We start from the raw sequence: 12,344 nt of genomic DNA on the forward strand, positions 1-12,344 counted from the left end.
ACTCGAGGCTATGCTTCGTTAGATTACCAGTTGGCAGGGATGCAGCAGGCGGATTTAGTGAGGATGGATATTTTGCTCAATGGCGAAGTGGTGGATGCACTATCAACCATCGTGCATCGCGACCGCGCCTATGCCAAAGGACGGTTGTTGGCAGAAAAGCTCCGGGAACTGATCCCTCGCCAACTGTTCGAGGTGCCGATTCAGGCGTCTATCGGGGCACGGGTGATTGCGCGAGAAACCGTGAAGGCGATGCGTAAGGATGTGCTAGCGAAATGTTACGGAGGAGACATTACCCGTAAGCGTAAACTATTGGAAAAACAAAAAGAGGGCAAGCGCCGTATGAAATCGGTGGGGAATGTGGAGATTCCCCAAGAAGCATTTATGGCCATCTTGCGTGTCGGGGACGAATGAACCACGCATCATTGCCCTGGGGGATTTATGTCCACATCCCGTTTTGCGCTGCGCGCTGTACCTACTGTGACTTTAACACCGTGACTGGAATGAGCGTCGATGACCATAGGCGATATGTGGAGGCACTGATGGCGGAGTGGGCGATGGAGTCTCTGCCAAAGGGGACGCTGGTTTCGTTGTTCTTTGGCGGGGGTACGCCGTCCTTGATTGACGCCGATCTGTTAGTACGCATTATTGATGCCATCAAGGTCCGCGTAGGTGATGTAGCTGGAGTTGAAGTGACCGTTGAAACCAATCCCGGTACGGTTACGCCCCAAAAACTGGACCGTCTGCGTGAAGGGGGGGTGAATCGTCTCTCGATTGGCGCTCAAGCGTTGCAAAATTACCATTTGATAAACTTAAATCGCATTCATGATGTCACGGCCATTGCTGAGACGGTGAAAATGGCGCGTGCCTCCGGGTTTTCTAATATTAGTCTTGATGCCATTTATGGATTACCCGAGCAAACACTGGGTGAATGGCATGAGACGATCGAGGGACTTTTAGCCATGAGGCCAGAACATCTTTCACTTTATGCATTGATGGTGGAGCCCGGAACCCCCCTGAAAACACAAGTGGAACGAGGAGAAAAGGTGCTGCCAGATAGTGAGATCGTGGCAGAAATGGCGGACTGGGCGGAACAACAATTGGCCGGTCAGGGATTATATTCTTATGAAATTTCGAACTATGCTCGCCCGGGCTATGAGTCGCGACATAATCGCCTCTATTGGCGACTTGAACCGTACGTGGCTCTTGGATCAGGAGCTCATGCCTATGCTCCGTTGCGACGGTGGTGGAATGTGCGCGGGGTAAGACGATATATGGATTTGGTCGAACAGCACATCGATCCCGAAGACGACCACGAAATGCTTACTTCCGCTGATGAGATGCGGGAATTTCTCTGGCTGGGGCTTCGCCAACGAGAGGGAGTGTCTCGGGAGCGATTTACAGCCCGATTTGAGGCCGACCTAAGAACGGTCTTTTTCAGCACTCTAAGAGACCTTAAACAGCGTCAATTAATCGTCGATGATGGTGAGCGGATCTTTCTCACCGACCGCGGCCGGGATGTGGCCAATGTGGTGGCTCGAGCGCTAGTCGATGCTCCTATTGAGGAAGTGAGAGAGGGAAGTGAGAGAGGGAAATGAGTGAGCGGATTCTTGACAGCTAAATCGCGTGGGTGCTATCGTTTTTGGAGAGCTGTTTAGCACTCCAATACTGAGAGTGCTAAATGTTGGGTCGGGAGGTGTTGCTATGGATGGCCGAAAAAGGCGGGTGCTCGAAGCACTCATTGATGATTATATCGCTACCGCAGAGCCGGTGGGTTCAAGAACCTTGGCTCGCAAGTATTCTCTTGGTGTTAGCCCAGCCACCATCCGTAACGAAATGGCTGATCTTGAGGAACTGGGATTTCTTGAACAACCTCATACCTCGGCGGGGCGGGTTCCCTCTGATAAGGGATATCGATATTATGTGGATGAAATCATGAAGCTGTCTCCGTTAGAGGAGGGAGAACGCGATCTGATTCGCCATCATTACGCGGTACGGGTGCGAGAATTGCACTGGTTTATTCACCAAACCGCCCGACTGGTATCAGAGTTGACACAGTACCCATCATTGGTGGTGGCACCCCCCGCAGATGAAGCCTGGTTGCGTGACTTGAGCTTTGTCTCGCTGGGGCATCATACGGTGTTAATGGTGTTGAGAACCAATACCGAAATGGTCCAAAATCAAACCTTTTCGGTTCCAGAGGAGCTCGATATTCAGCAACTTTCGCAGTTGGCCGAGGAATTCACTGATCAGTTTCGGGGAGTTGCCATCGAGGATCTCAAGGCTCGCATTTTGGATCCGCTGAAAGGAGATAGTAAGCGGTATCCGGGACTGTGGGATCTGGCATTGAAATGGGTGATGGGGCGTGATGGGGATGACGACAAGGTGAGTTTGGCGGGCCCGCTTAACATCCTCAATTATCCCGAGTTTCATGATGTAGAAAAAGTGCGGCGGGTGCTAGGATTTCTTGAGCGTGAAACCGCTATCGAGTTAGTGAACCGGCGCGTACACGAAGGCGTTCAGGTGGTGATTGGTCGAGAATCGGCTTTGGTCGATATTCAAGATTGCAGTGTTGTTTCGGCCACCTATCGGGTTGGCTCGAGCGTGGTTGGGCACCTAATGGTTCTAGGTCCTCGACGGATGCAATATGGTCGGGTGATGAGTGTCGTGGAAGCCGTGTCGGAGGAACTGACACGGGTATTACAAGGGTAATCTGGCGGGGGGATAACGGCATGCGCGAAGAAGAAAAGGAACAATATGTACCTGAGGACGACACGGTTTTGGAGGAAGAAACGAACGAGACAGGTTCAGAAGCTGTCGACAAAGAGTCCGACGTAGACTGGGAAGACTTAGCGCGGTCTCGATATGATCAGTTAATTCGTTTGCAGGCAGACTTTGATAATTTTCGCCGGCGTATGGACCGCGATCGCGAAGACATCCAAGGACGGGTCGCGGAGCAACTGCTGGGGGACCTTTTGCCGGTCTATGATAACTTAGAGCGGGCACTGCAGTTTATGCCACATGAAGGTGACGCCAAGGCCTGGCGTGTGGGTCTGGAGATGACCCAGAAGGGATTTATCGATGCCCTGCAGCGCTTGGGCGTCACGCCGATTGAGGCGCTGGGACAACTCTTTGATCCGAGATTCCACGAGGCCGTTCAAAGAGTCGAGAGTGCGGAACCGGAGGGCACCATTGTCCAGGAATTGCAGCGCGGTTTTATGTGGAATAACCGGGTCCTGCGAGCCAGTATGGTCCAAGTGTCGAATGGGGAACCGTCGGCAGAGCAGAGTTAGGAGGGAGAAGAGGCATGCCGAAACGGGATTACTATGAAGTACTGGGCGTCAGTCAAGGCGCTTCACCCGAAGAGATTAAGCGGGCCTTTCGTAAATTGGCGGCTCAATACCATCCGGATGCTAATCCCGGTAATGCGGAGGCGGAAGAGCGATTTAAGGAACTGAACGAAGCGTATCAGACGTTGTCCAATCCCGAGAAGCGAGCACGCTACGATCAGTTTGGTGATTCCGCCAATGATCCCGGGTTCGCGGGAGGAGCCGGATTCGGAGGATTCGGTGGCGGTGGTTTCGGGGATATCTTTGACATGTTTTTTGGAGGGCAAGGGCAAGGGGCAAATCGACGTAATGGACCGGAACGTGGTCCAGACCTGCGTTATGATCTGACGGTGACCTTAGAGAATGTCATGTCCGGTGTGGACAAAGAGATTAAGGTGTTGCGGGAAGAAACCTGTTCGCGATGCCATGGAAACCAGGCAGAGCCGGGAACTCGAATTGAAACCTGTCCCGATTGTCGTGGACGTGGCGAGGTCGAGCGCATTTCGGATAGCTTTTTGGGGCGAATACGCCGTATTGAAGCTTGTAATCGATGCCGAGGTACCGGTCGCCTCATTCCTAATCCATGTAAGACCTGTGCCGGGCACGGTGTCGTGCGGGCGGAAAAACGGTTAACGGTGAAAGTACCTGCCGGTGTTGACGACTCGACTCGCCTTCGGGTTCAAGGGGAAGGCGCGGCGGGGCGGCGCGGCGGTGGGCCCGGAGATCTGATTGTATTTATCCATGTTGCGGCTGATGAGCGTGTAAGGCGCGACGGTGACGACTTGTGGATTGACCAGCCCATTGGGTTTGCTCAGGCCACGATAGGTGCTGAAATTGAGGTCGAGGGGTTAGCCGGCATGCGGGAGACGGTGCATATCCCGGCAGGGACAGATACCGATACCGTGTTTCGCATTGCTCGATCGGGATTGCCGCGGCTAGGATCGTCAAGTATTAAAGGTAGTCTCAATGTGCGTGTGGTGGTCCAAGTGCCAAAACATCTTAATGTCAAGGAACGTGAAATTTTACGGATGTGGGCCGAAGTGCGTGGAGAAGAGGTCTTGCCGGAGGATAAAGGGATATTACGTAAGGTCAAAGATGCCCTGGGCAGGTAATGAAGGGGTGGACCCGTGGTATGTTGTTGTGACCTGGACGCCTACGCAAGAAGATCTGGGTGAGGCGATGGACTTTGCTTACCGTTTTCCGGTTGTCGGCCTTGAATACGATGATGGTCTCCCCTCTGAGGCCCCTTTTACCGATATCCCGTTGGAGTCGGGGGTGCCGTATGTTCGGATCTATGTGAGCGAACAGCAGTATGCGGACATCGGCAAAGAGGTGGATGAGTATTGTCGCCAACGCAGTTGGCCCGTCGACGTTCGCCGTATCCATAGCCAGGACTGGGCCAATGCTTGGAAAGCGTATTATGTGCCTCAATGGTTTTCTTCCGACTATGTCGTGGTGCCGTCATGGGTTTCGCCCTCTCCCGTCGATGCTCACCACACCATTTGGCTCGATCCAGGAATGGCGTTTGGAACCGGAACGCACGCCACGACGAGAATGTGTGTCAATGCGCTCATTAATTTGGGCCCTCTTCAGGGGAAGAGGGTGCTCGATTTAGGAGCGGGGTCGGGCATATTGAGCCTCATCGCCGCCCGTCGTGGTGCCAAAGAGGTCGTGGCCGTAGAACCGGATGTCATGGCCCGGGAGGCTCTCGAACAAAACGTGTTAGGGAACCAAGAACCGCGTATTGCTATTGTGGAAGGAACCCTGGAAGATGTGCCCGAAACCCCCTTTGATGTATTGTGCTTAAATCTCATATGGGAAATTATTGATAGTGAATGGGAGCGAATTCAACGTTATGTGGCTCATGAGGCGATTTTATTGCTTTCTGGCGTGTTGCCGGAACGAGAGCAAGATATTCGACGTCTCATCGCCGCGGCAAGATGGCAACTAGTGAGTGTTGAACAAGAAGAAGGGTGGCTCTTGGCGGTGGTGAAAAATGGTTCGGATTGCACTTGATGTTTGTGTGAAGCCAGGGGACATGCTACCTCTTAACCAGCAGGATTGGCACTACTTAACGCATGTCATGCGACGACGGGTCGGAGATGACGTAGAGGTGCTGACCCCGAGTGGGGAGGTTTGGCTCGCCGTGATCGTGGCCAATGAGCGTCTACAGTGTCAGGATCTCAAGACCGCGATCTCGCGACCCAAACGAGAGATCACTCTTTGTCAGGCAATCTTGAAAGGTGATCATTTTTCAGACGTTGTGGAACGAGCGACCGAAGCCGGAGTGAGACACTTCATTCCTGTGATCAGTGAACGGACCATTGTCCGGGATGTGTCGCCAAAGAAACTGGAGCGTTGGAGGCATATTGCCAAAGAGGCCAGCGAGCAAAGCCGGCAGCCATTTGTGCCCGATGTCGCTGAGCCACAATGGTTGTCCGCGTTAACCTTACCGTCTCCATCAGCAGTATATGCACTGGATCCCGAGGCGCCTGAGATGCAGCAATGGCTGGCAGAGAATGCTTTTTCAGTCTTTTTGGTCGCTGGCCCCGAAGGGGGCATGACGCGGAGTGAATATGATCGGCTCTATACCATGGGAGCTCATGCCATGTCTCTCGGACCGCGTATTTATCGGGCGGAAAATGCGGGAGCATTTGCCACGGTGCTGTTATTGCAATAACAGATTGCCACATTTGGTCAACACTGCTAGGTTCGTCGATCTCCCCCTCGGTCATCCTACCGTCAGGGAGGTCGAGGCAATTGGGTAAAGTAATCGAACTCAAATTTTGTGATATTTGTCATAAACCTGTCGTAAAACGAGAGACCTCGTCGCTGACCGCTGGGTTTTTAGAGAGCACTCTGTGTAAGGAGTGTTTAACCAAATATGGACATTTGTACCGTCCTTGGTAGGACGATCTAGGTTTGACACTGTTTCCACCGAACCCGTATAATAAACTGAATAGACCCCAACCCGAGTGGGTGGAGGGGAGGGAGATCAATGTCAGAGGTTAAGGTGGGCAAGAACGAGAGCCTCGAGAGTGCTCTGCGCCGCTTTAAGCGTCAAATTCAGAAGGCCGGCGTTTTGTCTGAAGCAAGACGTCATGAGCACTACGAAAAGCCCAGCGTGCGCCGGAAGAAGAAATCCGAGGCGGCTCGCAAAAAGAAAACCAAATGAGGTACGCCAAGTATGTCTCTAAGAGAACAACTGAATGAAGACCTCAAAAACGCCATGCGGGCCAAAGATGTTGCCCGCATGTCTGTTATTCGTTCTATAAAGGCTGCCATATTGCAGGCAGAAACACGGGGCGAACGCACCACGTTGGATGATGATGGGGTTCTTCAAGTGATTGTAAAAGAAGTGAAGGAACGTCAGGAATCCCGCTCGGAGTTTGAACGCGGCAATCGGCCTGACTTAGTGGAAAAAGTGGAGGCTGAGTTGACAATTTTAGAAACATATTTGCCACAACCGCTCACCGAGGATGAAATTGACGCTTTGGTGGCCGAGGCAATTGAGTCATCAGGTGCGACAGGCCCGCGAGATATGGGACGAGTGATGGCGTGGATCACTCCCCGGACGCGAGGTCGAGCAGACGGCAAAGCGGTGTCAGAGAAAGTGAAAGTGGCATTGCAGAAGCTGGTGTTATGAAGAGGAGAAAGGGCCATGAGGCCCTTTTTTTTATTTGTGGATGTCTTATTATGGCGATTGGTCTGGGATTGGGACGAGAACATGTCGAAGCGTCGGTGGTCCCGCGCACATTATGGATTTTCTATGCCCGGGCCACGAGTGAACCCGAAATTCTCTATGGACGAGAATTCACAGCGCGTGGACAGCCCTTGGGGAATCCTTTGCGACTCGGGACGTTAGGCCTGGTGCAAGAGACTCAGGTTGCTACCACCGGAGCCGACGGTGAAGTCTGGGTGACTCTTGGACGTCAGGTGGTGGGGATACAAGCTGGCCGGGTAAACAAGAGAATTACCATAGAATCGGGAGATGACATGCTATCCGTTCGATGGTTGGATAACGCACTCTATGGAGTTCAGGAAAATGTCACGCAAAGTCGTATTGTGATCGTGCGACGTCGGGGAAATACTTGGCGCTCCCTGGATTCTCACCTTCCCGAGGGAATTACCACCTTAGAGAGCGGACCACATCATAGCATCTGGGTGTTGAGCTCTGATCCGCATCGGGCCACGCTGAAGGAAGTGTCTGGGGGCCATGAGAGCGTGGCAACTCCTGCGCTAGTTCCTCAGGGTACCGTGGGATTTCATGGCAATACCCCTGTGATACCATTCTCCCGAGGGGATAACGAATTCGGTTATTATACCGGGCATCTTCATCGATTTCGCTCTGTGTATGAAGCGGCCATCAGCGTGATGAATACTGTACCCCTATGGGGACTATCGGTGAAGGGACTGATTCCATTTACCAACCGGCAGTTCAGGTTTCGTCATATCGTGCCGTGGAAAGAACCGCTCCTCACTACGCCAGTCGTGATCGGGAAGGGGACTCCCAACGTGGTAATTCTGGATGGGTTTAGCCAAGGGACGTGGTTTAATGTACAAACAGGTATATTAGGACCGAAGTTTCAGATAAAAACTCCATGGTGGGCGGTGGTCCGTGCCGCCGCTTTAGGGTCGTACTCTCGCGGATGATGCAATCCAACATAACCGCCAACCACATAACCCGTGCGTTGCACCCCTTTGACCATGGTGTCACGGGCACAAAGAATGGCACGCTGGTCTTGTCCTGACAAAAAAATAATCGGATAGCTGGGATCCAATTGGTGGCTGCCCGCTGGCCATACTGAAAATGGGATATGATGGGTGGCTTCGGGAAACGGGAATCGCGCAATCTCTCCCGACTCGCGCACATCCACCATGGAGGTAGAGGGGTTTTCCTGAAGATACGTGGTGAGGTTTTCAGGGTGTACTAATTCTCCTAATTGTACTGGGAGGCCGTGTGACTCCCAAGTTCGAGGGAGGCTGGCAAAGATGCCAATGACCTCGATACCGGCGGCATCCATCTCTTGAGACGCCACGTGTCCTAATACCGGAGACGCTGCTACAATAATCACCCGGTCATGGTCGTGGATTTCTTGACGCGATAATAATGAGAATCCGAACCGAGGTGCTGCCAGGGGAAGAGAGCCGACTAAGTGAAGATAGACATATTCTTGAGGCGTGCGGATATCAATGACACGGGCACCGCGTGCTGTTTGGCGTCGTACGTCCTCGTAGGATAGCACCAAGGTGCTTAATTCTGCCATGCTGTCACAGTCCTTCCTCTGCTCAAACATCTAATAATTCTATACTACTGGGAACGACCCGATACAGGCAAACTATTAGTCACCCTCGCTGTGTACATGGGATTATCCAGTGTGGGATGCCAGTCAAAGGCCTTACAACGGTCGGTGTCGATGTTGCCCAGGACCAAATGGCGTCCTGACCAGATAGACAAGCGAACCAGATTCCAGAATTCGCCCTCTGGGACCGCATCGACTTGTAGATTGGGGAACCGCGCGAACAGGTATGTCAGGGCATCCCATCCGAAACTGGTCCAATCGAGCCACAAAGGAAAGTCAAAACTCATCGATAGCGTTTCAATGCTTTGGGCAAGGCGGGGGAGCATGGTGTCAGAGGGCCGTCGTACCACCACACGGCGGATTGGAACCCAGTCAGACGCCACCTGGAGCATCTGAATTCCCGGAGAGTTGATGGCGAGGGGGAGGAATATTTCGACGCTGGCGTCGACGGGGGCCTGTGCTTTGGGAATTCGCTTCGGTATCGTACGACAATACCAGTGAGTTCGCATGAGGGGCACCGTCATTTCCACTGAGCCGCTAGAGTATGGCTCGGCAGTGAGAATGTGTCCGTACGGGTAACGCCGGATGAATCGCGTGATCGCCCATTCGCGAAATGGTGAGGGAATAGCGGTGGTATCGAGGCGAGGCATGTAAATCATGGATTGTCTCACGGTGTTACCTCCCAACAGGGTATCAAAAATGCGGCGGCACCATGAGATGAGAGAATTTGCAAACTGTCGTGACTGGCTTTGGGAGAAACTTTGACATAAATGGGAGTGTGCAAAAGGGCATCTTTCAACAGTGCCACGTGCCTCCCGAGATCCATAACGTGGGGAGATTCTCGTATACTCCAGTTGGTCCCCTCAGAGCGAAAGGGCTTCACCTCGATATGATCCACCGCTTGAGCGGAAATTTTGGCGATATACTCTCGGGTCGTCGCCATCGGCATATCAGCATAGACGATCGAGGCCAGAGTGCTCTTTAAACCGACAGCGTGTGCAGCCTCGATCACACTGTGCCATTCCTCCAGGGTAAGCCGATAGGAGGAGGCAGCGTAGCGCGGATCGGTCAACAGCACCTCCGACCCTCCCGGACCAAGAAAGTCCGCACCGGCCCACAGGAGGAGATGCAGTAACTCTCGCAATGAGCGATGTTCACGGACGTGAAACTGCCAAATTTCCATGGCCGAAAAGGCGTAGATAGGGGCTGGCACGCGCGACCGGATGGCGCGCAAGAGATGAATCCAGTAGTCAAAGGGCTCTTTAATCGACAGCCCTCCGCGAATTTTGAGTATATCGATCGCGCTGAAGTCGACATCGTGGATTTTCTCAAGAGAGAGTCCATCTGGTGCCAGCGATAGCGGGACGTTGGGGAGTGGCTGGGAAATCGAACAAAATGCACAGCCCATCCAGCAGTACGTTGTTGGAACAAGATAACCCACACGCTTAATCGGAGCAATGTCCTCGGTGAGCACGAGCGGTTGTCCATGCATTATAAGCCCTCGCTTTAGTATGTCATTGCATTGGGAATATTCTACAACTCTTTTCTTGTCGTGGGAGACATTTTGATGGTAAAGGCAGCGACGTATTAGGCCGACAGGATACTTCATCACCACAGCCGCTTGCGCATAGCATGAATCAGAATGGGACAGGAGGGCTGCGATGAGTACTAAGGGGCGTCACATGGAACGATTTGCAGAAGCGTTGGCAATTCCACCCGAGGTGCTAATTAATGTACCGAGGGTGGAAATCGTTGGCCACTTGCAGTTTAGGGTAGAAAACCATCGTGGGATTGAACAGTATCAACCGCATCGTGTGGTGATCCGGATACCCGATGGGCGACTGGTGGTTAGCGGTCGTCACTTGGTCATTGGCTGGATCGATAAGAATGAACTTTTGGTGACCGGAGAAGTGCGGAGTTTGGTCTTTAAAGAGGAGTCAAAGCTATGAATGGGTCATTGGTACGCGCGTTACGCGGTTGGCGTAAGATACGGGTACGAGGCCGACGCGGCGAACGGCTCTTTAGTGATGTGGCTCGCCATGGCTATCGTATTTGGAGGATTGAGCGTGTTAACGCAGACCAATTGACGGCTTACGTCACCGAAGACGGATTCTTTTTCGTCAAAAAGGTAGCTGACGAGCGCGATATCGTCGTGGACAGTCTCGAGCAAGGGGGGATGCCGGTAAGATGGAATCAAATGAAAAGTCGACCCTTTATGGGGGTCGGGTTTCTCACCTCACTGCTCTTAATTTGGTACGCCACGTCGCATGTTTGGGCCGTTCAGGTAGGGACCTCCAATCTCGCGGTGGGCTCAGAACGCCAATTAATCGCCGTCGCCGAACGATCTGGCATTCGTGTAGGAGCGAGCCGTAGTGCCTTAAACATCCCCGTCATTCGTCAACACATGTTGCAACAGTTGCCACATTATGCCTGGATTGGAATTCATGTCAAAGGGATGGTGGTCGTGATTGATGTAGTACGGCTAGTGGAGCGCCCTCACAATCACCTGGCCCCGAAGCTGGTTGCCTCCGATAGTGGCACGGTGACAGCGGTCTATGTTTATATGGGTGAACCAGAGGTTGCGGTTGGAGAACGGGTCACAAAAGGGCAAACTTTGATTTCGGGGGTGGTCACCGGGACTCCTCCGCGGTCGACCACTGCACAGCCACACGAGTCAGAGGATAGCGTGACTACGCCCGCAGAAGGTGAAGTTTACGCTGATGTGACCTATCGAAGTCGCGTATTTCAACCGTTTAGAGAGCGTGTGTTGGTTCCCTCAGGCAAACACTATATCCAACGCTTTGTTTCGTTTGACCAAGGCAAACAATATGCGCTACCCACATTGTCAGAAATGCCCTATCGCTACTATGCGGTGTCTACAACAGATACTGCACTGCGGTTTTCGGGTGTCAAGTTACCTATTCGCATAATTCGAATGGTATATAATGAGGAAGTACCACGGACGATCCGTCTTCAGGGCAAGGCCGCTCTGGCGGAGGGGATGAGAAGCGCTGTGGCCTCAATGAAACGTCGTGTCCCACCTGATGCAAAACAGGTGAGACAAAACGTGGTTGTCAAACGCGGTAAAGACGGGCTATGGATTACATTGACCTGGGTCATGAACCGCAACATCGCCTTGATGCCGTCGACGGTTCATAAATCATCATAGAGGGGGGCACTCGTTGCCAGTTAGCCAGTGGGTGATCCAAGATAATCAGGCGGCAACGCTGTTGATGGGACGCGGAGACGAACATTTAAAGACTTTAGAGCGCGTCTTGCAAGTGAAATTGACGGCACGAGGCAATGTAATCGCGATTCATGGTTCGAGTGATGTGCAAGAACGTACCCGAAAGGTTCTTGATCTATTGGCTGAGTGGGTGTCGCATGGACAATCTCTCTACCCGCAGGTGGTAGAATTTGCCGTACAAGCGGAGCGAGAAGGGGTTGAACGGCAGTTTTTACATCTCTTGACCGAGAGCGTTTATACCACCACCGCCGGTCGTGTGGTGCGGCCGCGCACGCTAGGTCAGCAAATTTATATCGATCGTGTGCGAGAGCATACACTCACGTTTGGCATTGGACCGGCGGGAACTGGCAAGACCTACTTGGCAATGGCTTTAGCGGTCGCTGCATTGAAAGGTCATGAGGTAGAACGTATTGTATTGACTCGCCCGGCAGTGGAAGCGGGAGAAAAACTCGGGTTTCTTCCCGGAGA

15 protein-coding genes and 1 pseudogene are annotated in these 12,344 nt (G+C 52.7%); 13 read left to right on the plus strand and 3 right to left on the minus strand.

Translation table 11 applies throughout. The annotated features are described in order from the left end of the window. The 10 genes and pseudogenes from ACOJWD_RS04125 to ACOJWD_RS04170 form a co-directional block, all read left to right on the plus strand. Nucleotides 1–411 (plus strand): annotated as a pseudogene (locus tag ACOJWD_RS04125) (elongation factor 4); the annotation flags it as partial. Continuing rightward, entirely contained in the window at nucleotides 408–1,595 is a 1,188-nt protein-coding gene (gene hemW, locus ACOJWD_RS04130; RefSeq protein WP_486991957.1) for a radical SAM family heme chaperone HemW, read from the plus strand. The pseudogene ACOJWD_RS04125 and the gene hemW, both read left to right, overlap by 4 nt. Nucleotides 1,596–1,701: 106 nt before the next feature. Next, nucleotides 1,702–2,709, plus strand: coding sequence for a heat-inducible transcriptional repressor HrcA (gene hrcA / locus ACOJWD_RS04135; protein WP_486991958.1), 1,008 nt, complete (start codon nucleotides 1,702–1,704; stop codon nucleotides 2,707–2,709). A 20-nt stretch (nucleotides 2,710–2,729) separates the two neighbouring features. Further along, on the plus strand, nucleotides 2,730–3,290 hold the full coding sequence (gene grpE, locus ACOJWD_RS04140) for a nucleotide exchange factor GrpE (protein WP_486991959.1): 561 nt from the start codon (nucleotides 2,730–2,732) through the stop codon (nucleotides 3,288–3,290). A 14-nt stretch (nucleotides 3,291–3,304) separates the two neighbouring features. Beyond that, nucleotides 3,305–4,438, plus strand: coding sequence for a molecular chaperone DnaJ (dnaJ, locus tag ACOJWD_RS04145; protein WP_486991960.1), 1,134 nt, complete (start codon nucleotides 3,305–3,307; stop codon nucleotides 4,436–4,438). Then, entirely contained in the window at nucleotides 4,422–5,342 is a 921-nt protein-coding gene (locus ACOJWD_RS04150; protein WP_486991961.1) for a 50S ribosomal protein L11 methyltransferase, read from the plus strand. Before dnaJ ends, ACOJWD_RS04150 begins: the two co-directional genes overlap by 17 nt. Then, entirely contained in the window at nucleotides 5,323–6,006 is a 684-nt protein-coding gene (locus ACOJWD_RS04155) for an RsmE family RNA methyltransferase (RefSeq protein ID WP_486991962.1), read from the plus strand. Before ACOJWD_RS04150 ends, ACOJWD_RS04155 begins: the two co-directional genes overlap by 20 nt. A gap of 318 nt (nucleotides 6,007–6,324) precedes the next feature. Further along, the gene (gene rpsU / locus ACOJWD_RS04160) at nucleotides 6,325–6,501 is read left to right on the plus strand and encodes a 30S ribosomal protein S21 (RefSeq protein WP_486991963.1); all 177 of its coding nucleotides are present in this window, start codon (nucleotides 6,325–6,327) and stop codon (nucleotides 6,499–6,501) included. Nucleotides 6,502–6,513: 12 nt separating this feature from the next. Continuing rightward, nucleotides 6,514–6,972, plus strand: coding sequence for a GatB/YqeY domain-containing protein (locus ACOJWD_RS04165; RefSeq protein ID WP_486991964.1), 459 nt, complete (start codon nucleotides 6,514–6,516; stop codon nucleotides 6,970–6,972). Between the two features lie 50 nt (nucleotides 6,973–7,022). After that, nucleotides 7,023–7,979 carry a hypothetical protein gene (locus tag ACOJWD_RS04170; protein WP_486991965.1) on the plus strand — a complete coding sequence of 319 codons (957 nt, stop codon included), beginning with the start codon at nucleotides 7,023–7,025 and terminating at the stop codon, nucleotides 7,977–7,979. On the opposite strand, the gene ACOJWD_RS04175 is transcribed toward ACOJWD_RS04170, so the two are convergent. The 3 genes from ACOJWD_RS04175 to ACOJWD_RS04185 are packed head-to-tail and all read right to left on the minus strand — an operon-like array spanning nucleotide 7,913 to nucleotide 10,121. Beyond that, complete coding sequence (locus ACOJWD_RS04175) at nucleotides 7,913–8,593, minus strand: rhodanese-like domain-containing protein (RefSeq protein ID WP_486991966.1); 681 nt, start codon at nucleotides 8,591–8,593, stop codon at nucleotides 7,913–7,915. The genes ACOJWD_RS04170 and ACOJWD_RS04175 overlap by 67 nt on opposite strands. 44 nt (nucleotides 8,594–8,637) lie before the next feature. Further along, nucleotides 8,638–9,300: a hypothetical protein gene (locus ACOJWD_RS04180; protein ID WP_486991967.1), complete on the minus strand. Its 663-nt coding sequence runs from the start codon at nucleotides 9,298–9,300 to the stop codon at nucleotides 8,638–8,640. Next, nucleotides 9,297–10,121, minus strand: coding sequence for a hypothetical protein (locus tag ACOJWD_RS04185; RefSeq protein ID WP_486991968.1), 825 nt, complete (start codon nucleotides 10,119–10,121; stop codon nucleotides 9,297–9,299). The genes ACOJWD_RS04180 and ACOJWD_RS04185 overlap by 4 nt, the downstream gene beginning before the upstream one ends. A 169-nt stretch (nucleotides 10,122–10,290) precedes the next feature. Between ACOJWD_RS04185 and yqfC the strand changes: the two genes are divergently transcribed. The 3 genes from yqfC to ACOJWD_RS04200 all read left to right on the plus strand — a co-directional run. Then, nucleotides 10,291–10,578: a sporulation protein YqfC gene (yqfC, locus tag ACOJWD_RS04190; protein ID WP_486991969.1), complete on the plus strand. Its 288-nt coding sequence runs from the start codon at nucleotides 10,291–10,293 to the stop codon at nucleotides 10,576–10,578. Continuing rightward, entirely contained in the window at nucleotides 10,575–11,798 is a 1,224-nt protein-coding gene (locus ACOJWD_RS04195; protein WP_486991970.1) for a sporulation protein YqfD, read from the plus strand. The genes yqfC and ACOJWD_RS04195 overlap by 4 nt, the downstream gene beginning before the upstream one ends. A gap of 13 nt (nucleotides 11,799–11,811) precedes the next feature. Then, the coding region (locus ACOJWD_RS04200) for a PhoH family protein (protein ID WP_486991971.1) at nucleotides 11,812–12,344 on the plus strand (533 nt) is incomplete at its 3' end.

The organism is Sulfobacillus sp. TH-112 (assembly GCF_057473405.1).

Bases quoted from the DNA above. Each gene is read 5' to 3' on its own strand.
- dnaJ (WP_486991960.1), top strand. From the start codon at position 3,305: ATGCCGAAACGGGATTACTATGAAGTACTGGGCGTCAGTCAAGGCGCT.
- ACOJWD_RS04155 (WP_486991962.1), top strand. From the start codon at position 5,323: ATGGTTCGGATTGCACTTGATGTTTGTGTGAAGCCAGGGGACATGCTA.
- yqfC (WP_486991969.1), top strand. From the start codon at position 10,291: ATGAGTACTAAGGGGCGTCACATGGAACGATTTGCAGAAGCGTTGGCA.
- hemW (WP_486991957.1), top strand. From the start codon at position 408: ATGAACCACGCATCATTGCCCTGGGGGATTTATGTCCACATCCCGTTT.
- ACOJWD_RS04195 (WP_486991970.1), top strand. From the start codon at position 10,575: ATGAATGGGTCATTGGTACGCGCGTTACGCGGTTGGCGTAAGATACGG.
- grpE (WP_486991959.1), top strand. From the start codon at position 2,730: ATGCGCGAAGAAGAAAAGGAACAATATGTACCTGAGGACGACACGGTT.
- ACOJWD_RS04185 (WP_486991968.1), bottom strand. From the start codon at position 10,121: ATGCATGGACAACCGCTCGTGCTCACCGAGGACATTGCTCCGATTAAG.
- hrcA (WP_486991958.1), top strand. From the start codon at position 1,702: ATGGATGGCCGAAAAAGGCGGGTGCTCGAAGCACTCATTGATGATTAT.
- ACOJWD_RS04170 (WP_486991965.1), top strand. From the start codon at position 7,023: ATGGCGATTGGTCTGGGATTGGGACGAGAACATGTCGAAGCGTCGGTG.
- ACOJWD_RS04175 (WP_486991966.1), bottom strand. From the start codon at position 8,593: ATGGCAGAATTAAGCACCTTGGTGCTATCCTACGAGGACGTACGACGC.
- rpsU (WP_486991963.1), top strand. From the start codon at position 6,325: ATGTCAGAGGTTAAGGTGGGCAAGAACGAGAGCCTCGAGAGTGCTCTG.
- ACOJWD_RS04150 (WP_486991961.1), top strand. From the start codon at position 4,422: ATGCCCTGGGCAGGTAATGAAGGGGTGGACCCGTGGTATGTTGTTGTG.
- ACOJWD_RS04165 (WP_486991964.1), top strand. From the start codon at position 6,514: ATGTCTCTAAGAGAACAACTGAATGAAGACCTCAAAAACGCCATGCGG.